Source organism: Microbacterium sp. RG1, from assembly GCF_005347485.1.
Classification (GTDB): Bacteria; Actinomycetota; Actinomycetes; order Actinomycetales; family Microbacteriaceae; genus Microbacterium; species Microbacterium binotii_A.
This window is the reverse complement of sequence record NZ_CP034121.1, coordinates 2,205,228-2,227,575: the sequence shown is the minus strand read 5'-3', so window position 1 is coordinate 2,227,575 and position 22,348 is coordinate 2,205,228. Positions and strand designations below refer to the sequence as shown.

General features: G+C 68.2%; 16 protein-coding genes. 6 read left to right on the top strand and 10 right to left on the bottom strand.

What is annotated here, in order from left to right:
• Positions 1 to 43: 43 nt before the first annotated feature.
• Genes EHF32_RS10780 through EHF32_RS10755 form a run of 6 tightly spaced genes read right to left on the bottom strand, consistent with a single transcriptional unit; the run spans position 44 to position 7,576 of the window.
• On the bottom strand, positions 44 to 967 hold the full coding sequence (locus EHF32_RS10780; RefSeq protein WP_137418177.1) for an N-acetylglucosamine kinase: 924 nt from the start codon (positions 965 to 967) through the stop codon (positions 44 to 46).
• Positions 964 to 1,920 carry a glycoside hydrolase family 113 gene (locus EHF32_RS10775; RefSeq protein WP_443189849.1) on the bottom strand — a complete coding sequence of 319 codons (957 nt, stop codon included), beginning with the start codon at positions 1,918 to 1,920 and terminating at the stop codon, positions 964 to 966. Before EHF32_RS10775 ends, EHF32_RS10780 begins: the two co-directional genes overlap by 4 nt.
• Complete coding sequence (locus EHF32_RS10770) at positions 1,917 to 4,364, bottom strand: glycoside hydrolase family 2 protein (protein ID WP_137418176.1); 2,448 nt, start codon at positions 4,362 to 4,364, stop codon at positions 1,917 to 1,919. Before EHF32_RS10770 ends, EHF32_RS10775 begins: the two co-directional genes overlap by 4 nt.
• The gene (locus EHF32_RS10765; protein ID WP_137418175.1) at positions 4,361 to 5,215 is read right to left on the bottom strand and encodes a carbohydrate ABC transporter permease; all 855 of its coding nucleotides are present in this window, start codon (positions 5,213 to 5,215) and stop codon (positions 4,361 to 4,363) included. The genes EHF32_RS10770 and EHF32_RS10765 overlap by 4 nt, the downstream gene beginning before the upstream one ends.
• Positions 5,212 to 6,204 carry a carbohydrate ABC transporter permease gene (locus EHF32_RS10760; RefSeq protein WP_137418174.1) on the bottom strand — a complete coding sequence of 331 codons (993 nt, stop codon included), beginning with the start codon at positions 6,202 to 6,204 and terminating at the stop codon, positions 5,212 to 5,214. The genes EHF32_RS10765 and EHF32_RS10760 overlap by 4 nt, the downstream gene beginning before the upstream one ends.
• Positions 6,205 to 6,262: 58 nt before the next feature.
• Positions 6,263 to 7,576, bottom strand: coding sequence for an ABC transporter substrate-binding protein (locus EHF32_RS10755; RefSeq protein ID WP_137418173.1), 1,314 nt, complete (start codon positions 7,574 to 7,576; stop codon positions 6,263 to 6,265).
• A gap of 293 nt (positions 7,577 to 7,869) precedes the next feature.
• On the opposite strand from EHF32_RS10755, the gene EHF32_RS10750 reads away from it, so the two are divergent.
• A complete protein-coding gene (locus EHF32_RS10750; RefSeq protein ID WP_137418172.1) occupies positions 7,870 to 8,889 on the top strand; it encodes a LacI family DNA-binding transcriptional regulator in 1,020 nt (339 codons plus the stop codon).
• Here EHF32_RS10750 and EHF32_RS10745 read toward each other — a convergent pair.
• Positions 8,875 to 10,671: an ABC transporter ATP-binding protein gene (locus EHF32_RS10745; protein WP_238343686.1), complete on the bottom strand. Its 1,797-nt coding sequence runs from the start codon at positions 10,669 to 10,671 to the stop codon at positions 8,875 to 8,877. The two genes, EHF32_RS10750 and EHF32_RS10745, sit on opposite strands and share 15 nt — an antisense overlap.
• Positions 10,664 to 11,629, bottom strand: a complete 966-nt coding sequence (locus tag EHF32_RS10740; protein WP_137418171.1) for an acetylxylan esterase — start codon at positions 11,627 to 11,629, stop codon at positions 10,664 to 10,666. Before EHF32_RS10740 ends, EHF32_RS10745 begins: the two co-directional genes overlap by 8 nt.
• Before the next feature lie 488 nt (positions 11,630 to 12,117).
• Between EHF32_RS10740 and treS the strand changes: the two genes are divergently transcribed.
• Positions 12,118 to 14,418, top strand: coding sequence for a maltose alpha-D-glucosyltransferase (gene treS, locus EHF32_RS10735; RefSeq protein ID WP_137418170.1), 2,301 nt, complete (start codon positions 12,118 to 12,120; stop codon positions 14,416 to 14,418).
• Between the two features lie 4 nt (positions 14,419 to 14,422).
• Here treS and EHF32_RS10730 read toward each other — a convergent pair whose 3' ends face one another.
• Together EHF32_RS10730 and EHF32_RS10725 are read right to left on the bottom strand one after the other, a co-directional pair.
• Positions 14,423 to 15,667, bottom strand: coding sequence for a maltokinase N-terminal cap-like domain-containing protein (locus EHF32_RS10730; RefSeq protein ID WP_137418169.1), 1,245 nt, complete (start codon positions 15,665 to 15,667; stop codon positions 14,423 to 14,425).
• 77 nt (positions 15,668 to 15,744) lie between these two features.
• Entirely contained in the window at positions 15,745 to 16,941 is a 1,197-nt protein-coding gene (locus tag EHF32_RS10725) for an ROK family transcriptional regulator (RefSeq protein WP_137418168.1), read from the bottom strand.
• Between the two features lie 110 nt (positions 16,942 to 17,051).
• On the opposite strand from EHF32_RS10725, the gene EHF32_RS10720 reads away from it, so the two are divergent.
• The 4 genes from EHF32_RS10720 (at position 17,052) to mmsB (ending at position 22,292) form a co-directional block, all read left to right on the top strand.
• Positions 17,052 to 18,059 (top strand): sugar phosphate isomerase/epimerase family protein, encoded by a 1,008-nt coding sequence (locus EHF32_RS10720; protein ID WP_137418167.1) that lies wholly within the window; start codon positions 17,052 to 17,054, stop codon positions 18,057 to 18,059.
• A gap of 299 nt (positions 18,060 to 18,358) precedes the next feature.
• Positions 18,359 to 19,474: a multiple monosaccharide ABC transporter substrate-binding protein gene (chvE, locus tag EHF32_RS10715; RefSeq protein WP_137418166.1), complete on the top strand. Its 1,116-nt coding sequence runs from the start codon at positions 18,359 to 18,361 to the stop codon at positions 19,472 to 19,474.
• Positions 19,475 to 19,549: 75 nt separating this feature from the next.
• Positions 19,550 to 21,079 carry a multiple monosaccharide ABC transporter ATP-binding protein gene (gene mmsA, locus EHF32_RS10710; RefSeq protein WP_137418165.1) on the top strand — a complete coding sequence of 510 codons (1,530 nt, stop codon included), beginning with the start codon at positions 19,550 to 19,552 and terminating at the stop codon, positions 21,077 to 21,079.
• 1 nt (position 21,080) lies between these two features.
• The gene (mmsB, locus tag EHF32_RS10705) at positions 21,081 to 22,292 is read left to right on the top strand and encodes a multiple monosaccharide ABC transporter permease (RefSeq protein ID WP_137418164.1); all 1,212 of its coding nucleotides are present in this window, start codon (positions 21,081 to 21,083) and stop codon (positions 22,290 to 22,292) included.
• Positions 22,293 to 22,348 lie beyond the last annotated feature (56 nt).

Genomic DNA, 22,348 nt, shown 5'->3' with positions numbered 1-22,348 from the left:
GCGCGCGATGCTTCGCTGCACCACGCGCGATCCGGCCCGGGGGTCAGGCGACGGACACGTAACCCAGCAGCGCGTGACCCTCATGCAGCCGCGCGAGCTCCGCCGTGCCGTCCACGCCTTGCCCGCGTGCGGGCTGGAGCACGGCGTCGGGCTGACGTGTGTGCAGCGCACGCTCGAACGCCGTCCGGATGATGGGCGCGCGGAACACGCCGCCGATCGCACAGACCGCCGGCCGATCGTCGTCCGCCTCCCGCACGCGCTCGATGGCCGTCGACACCGACAGAGCGAGTTCGCCGGCCCCGCGATGGCAGATGTCCGCAGCGACGAAATCCGACTCCGCGAGCGTCGCGACCGACTTCGCGAGGGCGGCGATCTGGGCCACCCGGTCATCCGCGACCTGCAGCGCGATGTAGGCGCTCTCCAGGTCGGGCCAGATGCTGCGCACGGCAGCGGTCAGGGCGGTCTGCGCTCCGCGGCCGTCGTGCGCACGCATCACCGCATCCAGCGCTTCGCGTCCGAGCCAGTAGCCGCTGCCCGCATCACCCATGATGTTGCCCCAGCCGTCGACGCGGGCGACGCGCCGGCTACCGACACCCAGGGTGACCACGCCGGTTCCGGCGGCGACCACGGCTCCCGTGTGATCGCCCAGCGCTCCGAGATACGACGTGACCGAATCGTGGGCGAGCAGCACGCGGGAGGGATGCTGATCCTCGAGCACGGTGCGCAGGGCGGCAGCATCGGCCTCCGCGTCGGTCAGTCCGGACACGCCGGCGGCGAGGACGTCGACGCGCACGTCGTGCTCGCGCGCCACCGTGCGCGCGACAGCGGCGAGCTGGGGAAGAAGAGGTTCGTGCGTGCGGATGCCGGGGAACACCTCGTCGATCGGGGCGCTTCCCGGGCGGTCGAGCCGCACCTTCATGCCGGTCTGACCCGCGTCGATGGCGACCACGGCGGGCGGGGTTGTCATCGGGAAGGTTCCTCTCGCCATTCGCGGAATGCCGCGCTCATGTACCCGAGTGCGGGCTTGCCATAGGGGCAGTAGTCGTCATTGCGCGCCGCTTCGTGCGCGTCGTACAGGTGGGCGGGCCAGTCCCAGAGCATGAGACCCTGCACCCACTCCCGCGCGCGGATGGCGGTGAACATCGCCTCGTAGTAGCGCAACTGCTCGGCTCCCGACGGCTCGCCGGGCAGGGCCCAGTCGTTCGGGAGATCGGCAGAGCCCGTGCGGCTCGGACAGCCGGCCTCCATGAAGAAGAAGGGCTTGCCGCTGTCGGCGACGACCTTCCCGATCCGGTCGAGCTCCGCATCCCACCGGTCGATCGGGTAGTACCCGCTCGACGAGATGACATCGACCGCGTCCCACCAGGTGACGTGGTCCTCCTGGTACTTGTCGCAGTTGTAGGTGATCAGGCCGTCGTACACGGCGCGCACGTCGGCGATGAGAGCCCGCCAGTGGGCCTCCTGACCGTCGGCGCGCACCATCTCGCAGCCGATGCAGAGCATCGCGCAACGCTCCTGCTGCGCGAGGCGTGCCGCGTGGAGGATGAAGCGCCGGTAGGAGGCGAACCACTCGGACCAGCTGGGCTCGCCCGGCACGTCCCAGTCGAAGAAGCCGATGTGTGCGCGCCACGTACCGTCGGCGACGTTCACCACGGGCTTCAGACACACGCGGAGACCGAGCGCGTGGGCCTGGCGGATCGCGTGAACGATCTCGTCATCGGTGACAGTCGGCTCGCGATCGAAGGGGATGGCGGTCGAGAAGGGGGTGTCCTGATACGCCGCATAGGCGAGCGCGGTCCAGGTGACGCCGCTGTCGGCCATCGCCCGCATGGATGCGGCGGCCTCCGGCGTCGCCCACTCGCCGCGGGTGCCCACCCACCCCCAGGTCATTCCGCAGACGGGTTCCTGCAGCCCGTTCACGAGGTCACCAACTGGTTCGCGCTGCGCGCGACGGCGGGCGAGGCGAGCGCCTCGGCGTCGAGCGCACCGCGATGCCTGATGCGAACGGTCGCGGTCTCACCCGGCAGGAGCGTCAGCAAACCCTCTTCCGCATGGGCTGCGGGGTCGAGCTTGTCGACGAGGAACGTCAGATCGCGGATGAGCGACCGCGCGGTGACGGTCACCTCCGAGCCTCCGGGGACGGTCTTGACCGAGAGATCGAACTGCGCCGCGGTGAGGGCGCTGTTGCGCGCCTCGGCGAAGAACCAGAATCCGCGCGCGTCGTGCGCGTCCGCCGCGAGGAACTCGGACGCCGCATCCCCGGCGACGGCGACGGATGCGGGCAGCGGCACCGTGGCGCTCGCGCGGGGCGCGACGCTCAGCGGCAGGGTCTCCTCGGCATGCACGGTGCCGTCCAGCCCGAGCCGCCGCACGCGCAGGTGTCCCTCCCACGCGGCATCCGTGTCGTTGCCGAGCACCGCCGCCAGTCCCGACTCACGCGGCTGCACCGTGATCACCCGCGGTGCGAACGACTGTCGGAGCGCATAGAACAGCGGCTTGGGGCGCTCGTCGCCGTCGATCGCCGCCCAGGAGGTGACCGGCCAGCAGTCGTTGAGCTGCCAGACGATCGCGCCCATCGTGTGGGGCGCCCACGAGCGGAAGTGATCGAGCGCGGTGCGCACGGCGATGGCCTGGTTGAGCTGCATCGCCCAGTGCCAGCTCTCCATGTCTTCCGGAACCCTGAAGTGGGGCACGAGTCCCGTGGTCAGCTTGACGTTCCCTTCCATCGCCTTCTGGTGCACGATCATGCCCGGCGACTCCGGGGTCAGCGGGGCGTCGCTGATCGAGCGGACCAGCGTCGACCACGCGGGCGGTCCCTGCCAGCCGAACTCCGCCACGAACCGGGGTCGGTGATCGCGGTAGGTCAGCCAGTCCTGCCGGTTCCACTGCTCCCAGAGGTGCATGGTCCCGTGCTCTTCGGCGTTGGGGTGTTGGCCGCCCGGGCTGAAAGGACTGCCGGGCGCGTATGGCACATGGGCGGCGATCTCCGCGATGACGCGGGGGAAGAGCTCGTAGTAGTAGTAGGCGCCCCAGGTCTTGCCGTCGAGGCGGCGCTTCCAGTCCCAGTCCTCGAACCCCCATAGATTCTCGTTGTTGCCGGTCAGCAGAACGAGCGAGGCGTGGTGGGCCAGCCGTGCCACGTTCTCGTACGCCTCCGCCTCGATCTCGGAGCGCAGCGGCTCCTCCTCGGGGTAGGCGGCGCAGGCGAACAGGAAGTCCTGCCAGGTCAGCAGTCCCAGCTCGTCGCACAGCTCGTAGAAGTCGTCGTTCTCGTAGATTCCACCGCCCCACACCCGGATGAGGTTGAGGTTCGCCTCCACAGCCTGCTCGAGTCGGCGGCGGTACCGTGCGCGATCGACGCGAACGGGGAGCGCGTCGTCGGGAATCCAGTTCACACCCTTCACGAACACCGGCTGGTCGTTGACGACGAGCGTGAACGGGGTGCCTTCGGCGTCCGCCGTCGTGTCCCAACGCACGGTGCGGAAACCGACGCGCCGCTCGGTGCGGTCGATCACGCCGCCGGCGTGGACGAGCTCGACGGCGACGTCGCTGAGCGGCTGGGCGCCGTAGCCGATGGGCCACCAGCGCTCGACCCGGTCGAGTGCGACGTGCACCGTCGCTTCGCCTGCGGAGATCGGAACGGTCGCGCTCTCGCCGCCCACGGTGAGGCGTACCGCCAGCGGCGCGCCGGCATCCGCGCGATCGATCTGCACGCGGGCGGTCACGACCCCGCCGTCGCCGTCGGGGGTCGCATCCACGAGCACGCGATCGAGTCGTGCGCTCGTCCACGACTCCAGGCGCACCTCGCGCCAGATGCCGCTCGTGAAGGTCGCGATGCCCCAGTCCCAACCGAAGTTGCAGGCGGACTTCCGGATGGCCTCGTAGGGCAGCGGGTAGGGGCGGGGGCGTACGCCCAGTGCCAGGCTCTGCGCGTTGGCGTAGGGAACCGGCGCCGTGAAGCGCACGACCAGGTCGTTCTCGCCCTCGACGAGGAGGCCGTCCACAGGCAGGCGGTAGCTGCGGTGCTGATTCGCTGTCTCGATCAGCGTCGTGCCGTTGAGCTCGACCCGGGCGACCGTGTCGAGGCCGTCGAAGACCAGGTCGTGACGGTCCCTGTCGCCGCGGGACCAGGTGAAGCGCGTGCGATACGTCCAATCGACGCGACCGATCCACGCGAGCAGCGATTCGTTGTCGTCGAGGTACGGGTCGGGGATGAGCTGCGCGGCGAGCAGATCGACGTGCACGCATCCGGGCACGGTGGCGGTGATGGTGCGGCCCTCGATCGCTGCGGGCACCGGTCCGGCGCCCGCAGTGAGCGTCCAGTCCTGGGTGAGCGGACGGCGGACGAGGGGGGTCGAGGTCACTTGACGGCTCCTGATGTGAGGCCCTTGTAGATCCAGCGCTGCAACAGCAGGAACGCGAGGAGGGTGGGGACGATGACGAGGATGGTCCCGGCGGCGATGATCTCCCAGTGCGCGCCGAACGGGCCCTTGAAGCGGAACAGCGACGTCGAGATGAGTCCCTGCGAAGGCAGATAGAGGAAGGGCAGGTAGAACTCGTTGTAGATGGCGATCCCCTTGATGATCACGACCGTGGCGATGGCGGGCTTGAGCAGGGGAAGGATCACTCTCCAGTAGATGGTCCACCGGTTCGCGCCGTCGATCATGGCGGCCTCGTCGAGGGAGGTCGGGATCGACTGCATGAACTGGATGAAGATGTAGATCGAGATGATGTCGGTGCCCATGAACAGCAGCACCAGCGCGCCCATCGAGTCGTAGAGGCCGAGCCCGTTGATGATCTGGAAGGTGGCCACCTGGCTCGTGACCCCGGGGATGAGCGTCGCGACGAGGAAAAGACCCACCACGAGCGTCTTGCCGCGGAAGTGGAAGCGATCGAGGGCGTAGGCCGCCATCGTTCCGATCAGGATCGTTCCGGCGAGCGAGATCACCAGCACGATCGTCGTGTTGATGAAGCCCTGCACCATGTTGCCCTGTTGGAACGCGGTGACGTAGTTCTCGAAGTTGAACCAGTTGCTGGGGGCGTCGAAGGGGCCGCTCGCGCCGAACTCCTGCTGCGTCTTGAGGCTGGCGATGAGAACGACCGACAGGGGCAGCACGGTGAGCGCGACCGCGATCAGGAGGGATCCGTACTTGACGGTTCCGGCCGCCGTCCGGCCCGCGCGCACGCGCGCTGTGCTGCGGAGCTTGGTGGTCATGTCAGGTCAACTTTCTCGTCGGGGAAGATCCGCCGCTGGATCCACGTCACGGCCAGCACGATGAGCAGGAGCACGATGGCCATGGCCGAGGCGAGCCCCACCTGCCGGTAGGTGAACGCCGTCTGCAGGGTCTGGATGACGAAGGTGGAGGTGCCGTTGGCGCCGCCGGTCATGATGAACGGGATCTCGAACACCGAGAGGCTGCCGGCGACGGCGAGGATGAAGCTCAGGCCGATGATGCGACGGATGCCGGGGAAGGTGAGCGCCCAGAACTGCTGCCAGGCGTTTGCGCCGTCGATGTCGGCCGCCTCGTACTGGTCCTGCGGGATCGACTGGATCGCCCCGAGGAACAGGACGAAGTTCATGCCGGTGTAGCGCCACACGCTGGTGCCGGCGAGGGAGAAGTTCGCGACGTTGGGGTCGCCGAGCCACTGCGGGGGATCCGTCATCCCGAACCACGACAGCGCCGTGTCGAGCGTGCCTCCGGGCTGGAAGAGGTACAGGAAGACGAAGCCGATGGCGACGCCGTTGATCAGGTAGGGGAAGAAGAGGATGCCGCGGAAGAGGTTCGCGAAACGCGTGCGCGTCGACAGCAGCGCGGCGAAGTAGAGGGCGATCGCCATCTGCACGAAGGCGCCGGCGAAGTAGTAGAGGCTGACGAAGAAGACGCTGAAGATCCGGGGATCGGTGAAGACGTCGATGTAGTTCGCCAGGCCGACGAAGTTCTTCTGCTTGTCGATGCCGTCCCAGTCCGTGACGCTGTACCACAGCATGTTGGCGGCCGGCAGGTACGTCAGCAGCAGGAGCAGGCCGACGGCGGCGGCGATGAACAGATACGGTGTGAGCTTTGCGAGGATGCTGCGGCCGGCGGGGCCGCCCGCGGGGGCGGTGGGCCGGCGGCGAAGCCGGCGACGACCGGTCGCATGCTCGGTCGTCACGACGGCGCGGGTGGCGTCAGCGCTCTCAGGGGATGCTGCACTGAAGGACATGAGATGCTCCTGACCGGCGTGCACCGGGACGGGTCGTCCCGGTGCACGCGAGGGGTCGTTATCCCACCGAGGCCCGAGCGTCGGCCCAGGCGGCGTTGAGTTCGTCGAAGTAGGACTGCTTGTCGCCGCTGGCCGCGCCGCGGGCGATGTCGACGAGCTTCTGGCGATAGATGTTGCCGTACAGATCGATCTGCGCCTTGTCGGCGATGTTCGTCAGCAGCGACTCCTCGCCCGCGGGGGCGGCGTTCAGCTCGAGCAACTGCACGCCGTTGTCGGTGAGGCCTGCGAGGTTGTCCGGGAGCGGGTCTGCCAGCAGTGCCGAGACCATGCCCTGATCCGACGTGAAGCCGGAATCCTCGAGCAGGAAGTCGATCCATGCCTTGGCGGCCGCCTTGACCTTCGAATGGATGTTGATCCCGAGGTTGTAGTCGCCGCCGACGACGGCGTACTGGGTGCCGTCCGCGGACGCCGGGAACGTCATGTAGCCGACGGTGTCCGCGCTCTCGCCGTTGTCGGTCGCCGCTGCCTGGAGCTGCGAGATCGCCCACGAGCCGAGCGCCATCGTCGCGATCTTGCCGGTGGCGAAGTCCACCTTGGACTGCTCCCAGTTGGTCGTCAGCGGGTCGGCTTCGATGAGGCCGGCGGAGGTCGCATCGAAAATCAGCGAGTCGATCGCGTAGATGTCGGTGCCCTCCGTCCACGGGGCGTCCTGCGTCGTCATCTCGTTCAGGGCGTCCGGGTTGCCCGTGATCGCGCCGACGTTGCCGGTCCACTGGCTCAGCGGCCAGCCGTCCTTGTAGTTGGTGTAGAGCGGCGTCGCGTCGGTCTTGTCGGCGATCTGCTTCAGGTCGGCCAAGAACTCGTCTTCGGACTTCGGGAGCTCGGTGATCCCGGCCTCCTTGAAGACGCTGGTGTTGTAGACCAGCCCATTGGCATTGCCGCCCAGTGCGAGACCGTACTGGGTGCCGTCGTAGCTCTTCGGAGCGAGGAAGCGATACGTGCTCTCCAGATCGGAGGTCTGCCCCAGCGGTTCGAAGTAGTCGGCGAACTGATCGGGTTGCACGCTGTTCGGGATGCCGAGGACATCGCCGTAGTTCTCGGTGCTCAGGCGGGTGCGCAGCTCGCCCTCGTAGTCGGTGATGCCCTCGAACGTGACGGTGGCGTCGGGGTACTTCGCGTGGAACTCCTCCGCGTATTTGTCGAACGTTCCATCCTGGATGAGGTCGGTGCGCCAGGTCACGAACTTGACCTCGCCCTTCACCTCGCCGTCGATCTTGTTGTTCGCGTCGTCCGCCGCGCCGCCGGAGCAGCCCGTCAGAGCCAGTGCGGCCACCGCCATGAAGGCAGCGCCCGCGATGAGCTTCTTTGCCATGAGTGTCTTCCTCTGCAGATTCACCGTTGATCTGGAGCACCCGTGGGTCGGGCGCTGCGCCGCCGTGGGTGCGGGGGCGCAGCGCCAACTTAAGCCGGAATGTCCCACGTTGACAAGGGATGAATGTCAACGTTGTCTTCGACTGTCCAACTATCGCAGACGGAGATTAAATAGCAGTTGATCGGGCATTTATCGAGAGAACGTCCCGATCATCCGCATGCGAATGTCGCTCCAATGTCTATCGACGACATGAGAGCGTCTCCGCGCTACACTGACCACGAAAGGGGGCGACGATGACCCAGCAGAGAGCGACGGCGGACGACGTCGCGCGGCTCGCCAACGTGAGCTCGAAAACGGTGTCGCGGGTATTCACGCAGCGTGAGCTCGTGGCGCCCGAGACGGCGGAGCGCGTCCTGGCTGCCGCGAAGCGGCTGCGCTTCCGCCCGAACGCGCTGGCTCGGGGACTGCGGCGAGGGGGCCGCACGCGCACCGTCGGACTCATGATCGGGGAGCTGGGCAACCCCTTCTACTACAAGGTCGCCTCCGGCATCGAGAAGCACCTCAACGAGCACGGCTACGGGCTGATCCTCGCAACCACCGATGACACGGAGGAGGGTGAGGCCCGCACCGCCGACACCCTGTTGTCCCACCGCATCGACGCGCTCCTGCTCGTGCCGGTCGCCTCGGACCAGTCGTATCTCGAGGGCGAACGACAGCTGGGCACCCCGGTGGTCGCCGTCGATCGCCCCGCACGCAACCTGGTCGCCGACGCGGTCGTCCTCGCCAACCGGGCGGGCGTCGAAGAGGCGACGCGAAGACTCGTCGCGCACGGGCATCGGCGCATCGCCTACGTGTGCAATCCCGCATCCGTCTACTCCCAGCAGGAGCGCGTAGCGGGTTACCGGGCGGCTCTGAGCGCCGCAGGCATCCCCGCGCAGGGCGCGTGGGAGCTCCTCGAAGACGACATGTCCGTTCCCTCGGAGCGGCTGGTGGGAGCTCTGCTCGACCGCGCCGAGCCGCCGACGGCCATCGTGGCGGGAAACAACAGGATGACGATCGGTGCTCTCCGGGCACTGCGCGCCCGCGGTGACGACCGCACGGCGCTGGTCGGGTTCGACGACTTCGACACCGCGGATCTCATGGGCGTGAGCGTCGTCTCGTACGATCCCGTGGCGCTGGGGCGCGCATCGGCCGAGCTCGCCCTCGAGCGGATCCAGGACCCGACGGCCTTCAGCCGGCAGATCGACATGCCCACCTGGATCATCGAGCGCGGCACGGGGGAGCGCCCCGTGATCGGCTCAGTCGCTCCCTGAGGCCAGCCGCGCGTAGGCGCCCCCGACGCGCAGCAGCTCCTCGTGGCTCCCGATCTCCACGATGCGTCCGGCGTCCACCACCACGATGCGATCGGCGCCCCGGACCGTCGTGAGTCGATGAGCCACGATGAGCGTCGTGCGGCCGCGGCGTGCGCGCTCGAGGGCATCGGAGACGTGCCGTTCGGAGACCGGGTCGAGGGCGCTCGTGGCTTCGTCGAGGATCAGGATGGAGGGGTCGCGGATGAGGGCCCGCGCGATCGCGAGACGCTGTCGCTGTCCTCCGGACAGGCGTGAGCCTCGCTCGCCGACCCGGGTGTCGAGGCCGTCGGGAGACTGCTCGATGATGTCCAGCGCGTTCGCGTCGGCCAGCGCCGCCAGGATGCGCTCGTCCGAGGATTCGCGGAGGCCGTAGGCGACGTTCTGCCGTACCGTGCCGGCCAGCAGGACCGTCTCCTGAGGGACGATCGAGTAGGAACGGCGAACGGCGCGCAGATCGAGCGTGGACAGGTCTTGTCCGTCGAGCAGGATCGTGCCGGAAGTCGGCGTGACGAAGCCGAGTATGACGTTCAGCAGCGTCGACTTGCCCGAGCCGGATGCCCCCACGAACGCGATCGTCTCGCCGGGCTCGATGCGCAGGCGGATGCGGTCGAGGGCGGGGAGCGCGGCGTCCGGGTAGCGCACGACGACATCCTGCAGCTCGATCGCACCCCTCAGGCGCCCGGGGTCGGCCTTGCCCGAGTTGTCTTCGATGTCCAGTTCTTCGGCGACGTCGGCGATCGAGCGCATCGCATCCATGCCCCGGCTCAGCACGGGCGCCACGTTCATCAGCATGACGACGGCGTTCGTGAGGATCGTGAAGTACGTGCTCAGCAGCACGACATCGCCCGCCGTGATGGGGAGCACGCCCGTGACGGCGAGTGAGGACGCCGCGACCAGGCAGAGCAGGGCGAGCACCTGATACGTGAGCCACGAGATCGCGCCGAATCGGCCGTTGAGGACATCGAGCTGCGCACCCGCTCGGCGCACCGACTCGGCACGGTCGGCCACGCGTGTGGTGGCGACATCCTCCAGGCCGTGACCTCGGGTGATCGGGAGCAGGACGGCCATCTCGTTGACCTGCGCGGAGAGGCGCTCCACCTCGCGACGGAAGTCCTCGTTGCGGCGAGCGGCCCGGCGGCGGATGTAGACGATCAGCCCCGCGGCGACGGGGATGGCGACGACGAAGACCGCCACGAACTGCGGCACCTGGACGGCGGTGACGATGATCGCGCCGAGCACGGTGGCGACCGCGGACAGAACGGTCGGGAAGACCTGCGCGAGCATGAGTTCGATGTTCTCGACATCACGGATGATCTTGGTCTGCACGACGGCGGCGCTGTGGCGGTTGTGCACGCCGAGGGAGAACCGCTGAAGCCTGGCGGCCAGCCCCGTGCGCACCGTGTAGGCGAGCGACCGCGTCGCGGCGCTCGTGATGCGCACCACGACCATCGCAAAGGGATAGTTGAGAGCGAGCAGCAGCAGCGCCGCCCCCGCCCACACTCCGATGCGCCACAGCGGGCCTCCGATCACGACGATGTCGATGATCGCGGCGGTCACGGGCGGGAGCACCCAGGTGGGGCTGTCCTTGATCACGAACGCCGCCATTGCGAAGCCGAGGCGTGTGCGATGCGGATGCAGCAGGCGCAGCAGCGAGCGCAGCGGCTGCGTGCGGCGCACGCCAGCGGCGAGAACCGCTTCCGCGTCCGCGGGGTGACCGGCGTCGCGGGGACTCGTGTCAGACACGCGCCGCGAGGAACCGCGTCTGCGCGAGCCACTGATAGGCCTGACCGCCCTCGTGCTCGTTGTGCGCGTAGACCTCGATCTCCTTCTCGCCGCCGTAGTGGTTGAACGCCGCGAACACGGTCGACGGCGGACAGATCGGATCGAGCAGCCCGACGGAGAACAGGGCGGGGGCGGTGGCGCGGGCGGCCATGTTGACGCCGTCGAAGTACGAGAGTGTCTCGAAGACGCGGTCTTCGGCGCCGCGATACACCGACAGGTAGCGCACGACCTCCTGATAGGGGTCGCGATCGGTCATGCCCACGGATCGTTCGAAGTGGCAGAGGAAGGGGACGTCCGGCAGCGCGGCGATCAGCCCGTCGCTCAGGCCGGCAGCGGCCAATGCGATTCCGCCGCCCTGGCTCCCGCCCGCGACGGCGACGCGGGTCGGATCGACGCCGGGGAGCGTGCGCACGGCATCGACGGCACGCACCGCATCCGTGAAGACGCGCCGATAGTAGTGATCTTCAGGGCTCTCGATGCCGCGCGTCATCACGCCGGTCGAGGCCGGCCCCGACCCGTGCGGGTCGGGGGTGATTCCGCCGCTGCCCCACATCCCGCCCTGTCCCCGCGTGTCCATGAAGAAGTAGGCGTATCCGGCCGCTGCCCAGCCGAGACGTTCGAACGGGAGGCCGCGTCCACCGCCGTAACCGTTGTACTCGACGACGACCGGCAGGGGGGCCGATGCCTCGCGCGGAAGCAGGAACCAGCCGGCGATGGGTTCTCCAGCGAAGCCGGGAAAGCGCACGTCGTAGACGCGGAACGCGGTCAGTGGTGTCTCGTGCTCCTCGCAGACGACCTCACCGCCCGCGCGGCGTGCGTCGGCGATGGTGGTCCGCCAGAAATCGTCGAAATCCGCGGGGACGCGCACCTCCGGCCGGTAATCGCGGAGTTCATCGAGAGGAAGGTCGAAGCGAGACATGATGACAGGCTAGAGATCTTCGCGCCGGCCCCGCGACGGGACGCTGGACAGGTTTCGGACAGGATTGCCCTGCCCGCGCTCGACGCCGCCGTGATCGGGCGGTGGATGGATCGGGGGTGTCGGTCGCCCCCCCGCATCCGCCACACCCTTGCGCAGATGCGCCAGTCAATGGCTGTGGCGGATGCGGTGACGTGGCGCGGTTGCGCATAGGCGACGCAACTCGGGCGACCGCGCTCGGTTATGGGAGGAACGACGCCGGGGTGCTAACACCCTTGCTTGCTGGGCGAGAGGAGAGCCCCCGCTGGTCGGCGCCGACGCGCTACCCTCAGGCGTTTCGTCGTGGGGGCGGTGCCGGCCGTGATCGCCGGGACCGAGCGGCTTCCGCAGGCGATGGACGCGTCGGCGCCATTCGGGCGCGCATCCATAGTTGTTCCGCGGGATGCGCGCCAGTGCTCGTGGCGAACGGGCGGAATCTCTACCGTGGAGGAATGGCGCGCGACGACCACCGACCCGAAGACCTCTACACCGGCCCCATCGACCTGCCCAGGATGGCCGCGGAGGTCGGCGAGGGCGAGCTCGAGGCAGCCGAGATCAGCTACGACGAACAGCGCTATCCCGCGCGTCCGCGCCGGCTCCGCCCGCGCGACCAGTTCCGGGGTGGCAGCGTCCGCCGCATCCGCACCGATCCGCGCACCGCCAACGGCACGAATCCGTCCTACGTCGAGTGGCTCGTGCGGCAATCGATGCTCAAGGACGCGGACGTCCTCGCGCGCCAGCTCTCCGGCCAGCCCGCGATGTGGCGCAACCCGTACGCCCGTCCGGATGCGCGTCGGGCGATCGCCACGAGCGACGTGTGGTTCACGGCGTATCCGATCTCGCTCATCACCCGCCCGGGACAGTCCTTCCTCGCTGCTCTCGGAGACGAGGAGCTGTGGGCGGTCTTCGAGCGCATCGGGATCACGGCGATCCACACCGGCCCGGTCAAGCGTGCCGGAGGGATTGCGGGATGGGGGGAGACGCCCAGCGTCGACGGCCACTTCGACCGCATCAGCACCGCGATCGACGCCGCCTTCGGAACCGAGGACGAGTTCCGCGCGCTCTGCGACGTCGCCGATGCGTACGGCGGCAGCGTCATCGACGACATCGTGCCCGGTCACACCGGCAAGGGCGCCGACTTCCGCCTGGCGGAGATGGGCTTCAAGGACTACCCGGGCATCTATCACATGGTCGAGATCCCGCGAGAGGACTGGTCGCTGCTGCCGGATGTACCCGACGGCGTCGACAGCGTGAACCTCGACCCGGCCACCGAGCACGAGCTGGCGGAGCGCGGCTACATCATCGGGGCCCTGCAGCGCGTGATCTTCTACACGCCGGGGGTGAAGGAGACCAACTGGAGCGCCACCGCGCCCGTCATCGGCCCCGACGGCGCGACCCGGCGCTGGGTGTACCTGCACTACTTCAAGCAGGGGCAGCCCTCGATCAACTGGCTGGATCCGACGTTCGCGGGGATGCGGCTCGTGATCGGCGATGCCCTGCACTCGCTCGGGGAACTCGGTACGAGTGCGCTGCGTCTGGACGCCAACGGGTTCCTCGGCGTGGAGAAGAGCGCAGAGGGGTTGCCGGCATGGTCCGAGGGGCACCCGCTCTCGCACGCGGCGAACCACATCATCGCGGGCATGGTGCGAAAGGTGGGCGGCTTCACCTTCCAGGAGCTCAACCTGACGATCGAGGACATCCGCGACACGGGAGCCGTCGGCGCTGACCTCTCGTACGACTTCATCGGGCGCCCCGGCTACCACCACGCGCTCGCCACGGGGCAGACCGAGTTCCTGCGGCTCGCACTGACCTCGTCTCTGGAGCTGGGCGTCGCGCCGGTGCAGCTCGTCCACGGGCTCCAGAACCACGACGAGCTCACCTACGAGCTGGTCCACTGGGCGACCCGTCACGCGGACGATCTCTACCGATTCCGCGGACATGAGGTCTCAGGCGGCGACCTGGCCGAGCTCGTTCGCGCCGAGCTCACCGAGCACCTCACGGGCACTGCGGACTACAACCGCGTCTTCACGCAGAACGGAATCGCCTGCACCACGGCGTCGCTGATCGCGGCGACGCAGGGCATCAAGCGTCTCGACGATGTCCGCGACGAGCACGTGCCGGTCATCCGCGACGCCCACCTGCTCCTCTGCGCGTACAACGCCTGGCAGCCCGGTGTCTTCGCCCTCTCCGGCTGGGATCTGGTCGGGATGCTGACCGTCCCCGCCGACGAGGTCGCCGATCTCATCTCGGCGGGTGATACGCGCTGGATCGAGCGGGGAGCGCATGATCTGCTCGATGCCGATCCGGTCGCCACGCGGTCCGCGGCGGGAATGCCGCGCGGTCGCGCTCTCTACGGACCTCTGCCCGCGCAGCTCGACGACGGCGACTCGTTCGCGAGCCGCCTCGCCGGCATCCTCGATCTGCGACGGGAGTCGGGCATCGCGACGGCGACCCAGGTGGACGTGCCGGAGGTTGCGCACGCGGCGATGCTCGTTCTCGTGCATCGACTCGACAACGGGGATGCGGCCGCCGATGCGCCGATGCAGGTGACCGTGCTGAACTTCTCCGGCGAGCCGATCGTCGGAACGGTGCGCTCGGAGCACCTCCTGCCGCAGAGCGACGTGACGGACGCCGCGACGGGCGAGGAAGCAGGACGTGTCGACGACCTGCAGAGCTTTGCGGTGTCGCTGCCCGCCTATGGCGCGCGGTTCCTGATGCTGCGGGCGCCCGAGCCCGAGCCGGAGGTCGACTGAGGGGTCAGCCGGCCAGCGCCGCGTCGATTCCTGACAGGGGCACCGGAAGCCAATCGGGACGGTTCCGCGCCTCGTAGATCGACTCGTAGACGGCCTTGTCGAGCACGAGGGCGCGCAGCAGGACGGGATCGAGCGCAACTGCGCCCGGCGCGTTCGCATACGCATCGAGGAACGCGCCGCGGCAGGCGGCGGACCACGCCGCGGCGTCGAGAGCTTCGCCGACGGCTCCCGCGTAGTCGAAGGAGCGCAGCATGCCCGCCACGTCGCGGGGTGGGAGATCGGGGATCGCCCGCTCGGTCATCGGACGCAGCGGTTCCCCCTCGAAGTCGACGAGGCGCCAGCCGCCGTGCGGAACGGCGAGCACCTGGCCGAGATGCAGGTCACCGTGGATGCGCTGCAGCAGGGGCCATGTCCGTCCGAGAGCGGAGCGGTAGACCGCCTCGATCGCGGGGAGACGGTCGGCGACCGCCGGAACCTCCGCAGCGGCGATCCGAAGTCGCCGCCGCCAGGCGACGCCGACGGCGGCGACCGCATCCGGGTCGGGAGCGGATGCGCCGAGAGTCTCGCCGAGGGCACCGTGGACCCCGGCCACGGCGATCCCGAGATCGTGCGCCGCCTCGGTGAAGTCGCGCCCCTCCCGCGCCGCCTCGAGCGCCACGGACCAACCATCACGGACGCCCCGGAGGAACTCCTGCGCGAAAGCGAGTGTGCCCCGAGCCACACCGGATCCGCGCCCGACATCCGGCCACTCGGCATCCAGGCTCCCGTAGAACCGGGGGACGTACGGTGACCCGGCGGCGCTCAGCACCCGCTGCACGGTGACGTCGGGGTTCTCCCCGTGGTGAAGTGTGCGGAAGAGCTTCATGATGATGGACGGCTCGCCGTCCTCCTCGAAGACGATCGACGTGTTCGACTGCTCGACGGCCAGCACGCGCGACCCCGTCACACGGCTCACATCGACGCCCATGGCTTCGAGAGTGCCGATCGCGAAGGCGCTCTGCCGCGCCGCATCCACGAGGAGCCCGTCGACCGCCCGGCCGATCACGTCGTCACCCTCGTCCGCGTGTGAGACGACTCCGACGGGCACGTGGTACAGCGCGGGGAGCGTGCCGGCGTCGTCCATCAGCAGGTAGCGGGTGGCGGCCGGCGCGGGTTGCGCATCCAGCACGCGAAAGTGCGGTTCATGGCTCTTGCCGGCGTACCACCGCTGCTGCGCGACCCAGGTGCCGACTTCATCCGTGATGTCCACGGTCTCCACCTTGGTGGCTGGGCGCCCGCCGAAGGAAGGGCTGGACGTGCCCGGCCCTCAGGGCTTACACAACGCCGTCAGTCCGCGGCCTGCGATACCCGGATGTTGACGTTCTCGGCGGAGAGCACCTCGCGCGCGACGAGCATGGCCGCGCCGAGCACCGCAGCACGCTCGGCGGTGGGAGATTGCACGATCGCGAGATGCTGGGTGGCGAGCGGGATGGAGCGTCGGTAGACCACCTCGCGCACGCCGGCGAGCAGATGCTCCCCGGCGCGGGCGATGCTCCCGCCGAGCACGATGACGGAGGGGTTGAGCAGGTTCACGACCGTCGACAGCACCTCGCCGACGTCGCGTCCGGCCTGGCGCAGCGCATCGATGGCGGCCGCGTTGCCGGCGCGGACGAGCTCGATCACGTCCTGACTCGTCTCGGCCTCGACTCCCTGGGCGCGCAACGTCGCGGCGATCGCGCTTCCGCTGGCGAGGTCTTCGAGGTCGAGCTCCTCGGAGCGGCGGCCGCGTGACGCGCTCGCGTGAGGCACGCGCACGTGACCCATGTCACCCGCGGACCCCTGGGCGCCGCGCTGCAGGCGTCCGCCCGCGATGATTCCGGCGCCGATGCCCGTGGCGACCTTCACGAAGATCAGGTCCGTCGTCTCGGGGAAGCTCGCCGCCTGCTCGCCGAGCGCCAGGAGGTTGACGTCGTTGTCGACGAAGACGGGGACATCGAACGTGCGTCGGATGTAGGAGGGGATGTCGAAGCGATCCCAGCCCGGCATGATCGGCGGGTTGTACGGGCGGCCGCTCGAGTGCTCGACAGGGCCCGGCACTCCGATCCCGACGCCCGCCAGGGGAACGGCGGGCAGAGTCGCATCCTGCAACAGTGCGGCTCCTTGCTCGGCGACGTGGTCGAGGACCGCGACGGGTCCGCTGGCGATGTCCATCGGATGCGTGACCGACGCGAGGATCCGCCCGCTCAGATCGGAGACGGCGATCGTGGCGTGGGAAGCGCCGAGATCGACGGCGAGCACGAGCCCCGCGCGCGGGTTGAACGCGACGCGCGACGGCGGCCGCCCGCCCGTCGATGCTGCTTCGCCGGCCGGGGAGACCAGCCCCGAAGCGAGCAGGGCGTCAACGCGCGACGACACGGTCGAGCGGGCGAGGCCCGTGAGGTGGACCAGGTCCGCTTTCGTGCGCGCGTGCCCGTCGAGCAGAAGCTGGAAGATGTCGCCGGCGCCGGCGGGAGCGCTCCCCAGGGCCCTGCCCGCGTCCGTCATAGGGGTAGTAAATCACACGTGTTCTGCCTCACCTTCTCCGGGATTAGCCGGTTGGATGTCCGACTTGTGACAGGATGCCGACAGAAGCCGGACCTTGGAGGAGAGAGTCCATGAGCACGCATCCCGTCACGTTGTTCACCGGTCAGTGGGCGGATCTCCCGTTCGAGGAGGTCGCGCGCCTCGCCGCATCCTGGGGGTACGACGGGTTGGAGATCGCCGCATCCGGCGACCATCTGGATCTGCGTCGTGCGGATGAGGATGACGCCTACATCGCATCGCGCCGGGAGATCCTGGACAGGCACGGACTCCAGGTGTTCGCGATCTCGAATCATCTGGCCGGCCAGGCGGTGTGTGATGCGCCGATCGATTTCCGCCATGAGGCGATCCTGCGCGAGTACGTGTGGGGCGATGGGGAGGCGGAGGGTGTGCGTCGGCGGGCGGCGGAGGATATGAAGCGGGCGGCGCGGGTGGCGCGAAAGCTCGGTGTGGACACGGTGGTGGGGTTCACGGGGTCGTCGATCTGGTCGTATGTGGCGATGTTCCCGCCGGTTCCCGCATCCGTCATCGAGGCCGGGTTCGAGGATTTCGCGGCGCGGTGGAATCCGATCCTGGACGTGTTCGACGGTGAGGGTGTGCGGTTCGCGCACGAGGTGCATCCGGGGGAGATCGCGTACGACTACTGGAGTTCCGTGCGGGCGTTGGAGGCGATCGATCATCGCGGCGCGTTCGGTTTCAACTGGGACCCGTCGCACATGATGTGGCAGAACATCGACCCGGTCGCATTCATCTGGGACTTCCAGGACCGGATCTATCACGTGGACTGCAAGGACACCAGGATGCGGCCTCGCAACGGCCGGGCCGGGGTCCTGGGTTCGCACCTGCCGTGGGGGGATCCTCGCCGGGGGTGGGACTTCGTTTCCACCGGTCACGGCGACGTGCCCTGGGAGGACTCGTTCCGCGCCCTGGAGGCCATCGGCTACACGGGCCCGATCTCGATCGAATGGGAAGACGCGGGCATGGACCGCCTCCACGGCGCAGCCCAAGCCGTCGACTACGTCCGCAGCCTGCTCTGGCCCACCCCCACCGCCTCCTTCGACGACGCCTTCCACAACCAATAACCAGTAGCTGCGACGCGCTCCTCGCCGAGCGAGCATCCGTTCGTCGAGCGAGCACCCCATCGAATGCTCGTTCGCTGAATGGATGCTCGCTCGCGCGCTCCTTCGCTCCCCGCCGGGAGGGATCGCTCCCACGCAATTATGTTGTGCCTCTAGACAAAATTCGCCGAGGTGGTTAATTTTACGGAGCCGTCATAATTCCGACGGTCATCAGCCGGGACGACGAAGCCCCGAGCCCGCCGCAGCGATAGTGCGGGCGCGCCGCTATCGGCCTTGCGATTCAGAGAGGAAACGCACATCACATGAAGAAGAAGCTCCTTGCGGCCGTGGCGGTCGGCGCCCTCGCCATCAGCCTCGCCGCGTGTTCGTCGACGCGGGGCGGCGACGACCCGTCCGGTGCCGCCGCCTCGACCGACTGCAATGTCGGCATCGCGATGCCCACCCGCAGTCTCGAACGCTGGATCAACGACGGTGAGCAGCTGCAGGCCAAGCTGAAGGACGCCGGCTGCACCGTCGACCTGCAGTACGCGGACAACAAGACCGATCAGCAGATCAGCCAGATCCAGAACCAGCTCGCCGGCGGCGCGAAGATCCTCGTGATCGCCGCCATCGACGGCTCCACTCTCGGCCCCGTGCTGGAGGAGGCGAAGGCACAGGACGCCACCGTCATCGCCTACGACCGCCTCATCAACGGCAGCGAGAACGTCGACTACTACGCCACGTTCGACAACTACAAGGTCGGCACCCTCCAGGGCCAGTACATCGAGACGCAGTTGGGTCTCAAGGACGGCAAAGGGCCGTTCAACCTCGAGCCCTTCGCCGGCAGCCCTGACGACAACAACGCGAAGTTCTTCTTCGCCGGTGCGTGGGATGTCCTGAAGCCGTACGTCGACAAGGGGCAGCTGGTCGTTCCCAGCGGCAAGGCTCCCGCGAACGACGACGCGTGGGCGTCGATCGGTATCCAGGGCTGGGCGTCCGACAAGGCTCAGGCCGAGATGGACAACCGCCTCTCGTCGTTCTACGGCGACGGCAAGAAGGTCAACGTGGTGCTCTCGCCCAACGACAGCCTCGCGATCGGCATCGAGGCGTCGCTGAAGTCCGCGGGATACACCGCCGGTGCGGACTACCCGATCATCACCGGTCAGGATGCGGACAAGGCGAACGTCAAGGCCATCCTCGACGGTCTCCAGTCCATGACCGTCTGGAAGGACACGCGTGCGCTGGGTGACCGCGTGTTCACGATGATCCAGGAGATCACGCAGGGCAAGGAGGTCGAGGTCAACGACACCAAGACCTACGACAACGGCAAGAAGGTCGTGCCGTCGTTCCTGCTGACCCCCGAGGTGGTCACGAAGGACGACGTGCAGTCGAAGCTCATCGACTCCGGCTTCCTCAAGGCCTCCGACGTCGGTCTCTGATCCATCCACGCGGCGGGGCGGGTGTCACCCGCCCCGCCGCTCGAGCGTCGCCCGCGGGCGGCGAAGGGACACACCATGACCGAACCGATCCTGCGCATGGCGGGGATCTCCAAGTCCTTCAACGGCGTGCCGGCGCTCTCGGACGTCTCCATCGACGTCTACCCCGGCGAGGTGCACGCGATCTGCGGCGAGAACGGCGCGGGCAAGTCCACGCTCATGAAGGTGCTCAGCGGCGTCTACCCGGCGGGCAGCTTCCAAGGCACGATCACCCTCTCCGGACAGCAGGTCGCGTTCCGCTCGATCAACGACAGCGAAGCGGCCGGCATCGTGATCATCCACCAGGAGCTCGCGCTGAGTCCGTACCTCTCGATCGCCGAGAACATCTTCCTCGGCAACGAGAAGTCGCGCCGGGGCGTCATCGACTGGAACGCCACCAACCGGGAAGCGGCGGCCCTGCTCGCGCGCGTGGGTCTCAAGGAGAACCCCGCGACGAAGATCTTCGAGCTCGGCGTCGGCAAGCAGCAGCTGGTCGAGATCGCGAAGGCGCTGGCCAAAGAGGTGAAGCTGCTCATCCTCGACGAGCCCACCGCGGCGCTCAACGACGACGACTCCGCCCACCTGCTCGATCTCATCGACCAGCTGCGCGCTCAGGGAATCACCTGCATCATCATCAGCCACAAGCTGAAGGAGGTGCTGCGCATCGCTGATCGCATCACCATCATCCGCGACGGCCGCACGATCGAGACGATGCGCAGGGACGACCCGGAGACGGACGAGGGGCGCATCATCCGCGCCATGGTCGGCCGCGATCTCAACAGCCTGTTCCCGCCACGCGAGCCCGACATCGGCGAGGAGCTGTTCCGGGTCGAGCACTGGACCGTGCACCACCCGGTCGATACCGAGCGTGTCGTGATCGATGACGCGTCCTTCATGGTGCGGGCGGGTGAGATCGTCGGCTTCGCCGGTCTCATGGGCGCGGGGCGCACCGAGCTCGCGATGAGCGTCTTCGGGAGGATGTACGGCACCGGAATCTCCGGCGAGGTGTACAAGAACGGCGAGCGGATCGACGTGCGCACGGTGGATGCGGCGATCCGCCACGGCATCGCCTACGCCACCGAGGATCGGAAGAAGTACGGTCTCAACCTCATCGGCGACATCCAGGTCAACGTCTCCGCATCCGCGCTCGCGCGACTGGCGCGGCTCGGGGTGGTGGACCGGTACCGCGAGTACAAGGTCGCCGATTCCTATCGCTACAAGATGAACATCAAGGCGCCCAGCGTCGCCGCGATCACGGGCCGGTTGTCCGGGGGCAACCAGCAGAAGGTCGTGCTCTCGAAGTGGATGTTCACGGGACCCGACGTGCTCATCCTCGACGAGCCCACCCGCGGAATCGACGTGGGGGCCAAGTACGAGATCTACGGCATCATCAACGAACTCGCGGCGCAGGGGAAGGCGGTCATCGTCATCTCCTCGGAGCTTCCCGAGGTCATCGGGCTCTCCGACCGCATCTACACCATCTCCGAAGGGCGCATCACGGCAGAGGTCGATCGTGCCGATGCGACCCAGGAAACGCTCATGCGGCACATGACCGCCGGAAGGAACTGACATGGCTACTGCGTCGACGCAGACGGTGGACACCCCGCCGAAGAAGAGGCGGGGTCTGCTCGCCCGGATCAACTTCCGGCAGTACGGCATCCTGGCCGCCCTGGTCATCATCATCGTCCTGTTCCAAGTGATGACCGGCGGCCGCCTTCTGATGCCCGGAAACGTCAACAACCTCATCCAGCAGAACGCGTACGTGCTGATCCTCGCGATCGGCATGGTGATGGTCATCATCGCCGGTCACATCGATCTGTCGGTCGGCTCGGTCGTGGCCATGGTGGGCGCGATCGCGGCGATCTCCATGAACAACTGGGGGTTGCCGTGGTGGGCGGCGGTCATCCTCTCCCTCGTCGTCGGCGCGGTCGTCGGCGCCTGGCAGGGATTCTGGGTGGCGTTCGTGGGGATACCGGCCTTCATCGTGACCCTGGCCGGCATGCTCCTGTTCCGTGGTCTCACCCTCGTGCTGCTCACCGGCGGCACGATCAGCGGACTCCCCGACGGCTTCACGGCGATCGGCGCTGGGTGGCTTCCGCCCGTCTTCGGCTACGTCGCGGACCGCGACGCGCTCACCCTCGTGCTGGGTCTGCTGGCCTCGGTCGCGCTCGTGGCTCAGCAGCTGCGCACGCGCGCCACGCTGCGTCGCATGGAGTTGCCTCGGGAGGTCGCTTGGTCGTTCTGGCTGAAGAACGCGGTCGCGGTCGTGGCGATCATGGCGACGGCGTGGACGCTCGCCACCTACAACGGAACGCCGATCGTGCTCATCATCCTCGCGGTGCTCGTGCTCGCCTACACGTTCGTGCTCAATCGCACGGTGTTCGGCCGGCACATCTACGCGATGGGCGGCAACCTGTTCGCCGCCGTCATGAGCGGTGTGAAGACGAGATGGGTCAACTTCTTCATCTTCGTCAACATGGGTGTGCTCGCGGGCCTCGCGGCCGTGGTGAGCACGGCCCGTGCCGGCAGCGCGGTCGCCTCTGCGGGTCAGAACTACGAGCTGGATGCGATCGCCGCCGTCTTCATCGGCGGGGCGGCGGTCCAGGGCGGTATCGGCACGGTCGTCGGCGCCGTGATCGGTGGTCTCGTGATGGGTGTGCTCAACATGGGCCTGTCGATCCTGAGCGTGGATGCGGCGTGGCAGATGGCGATCAAGGGCATCGTGCTGCTGCTGGCGGTCGCCTTCGACATCTTCAACAAGCGGCGCAGCGGCGGCGCGTGAGCGCCCCGCCCCGCGCCGGGCGACCGCCGGACGCCGTGTCAGAATTGCCGGGTGAC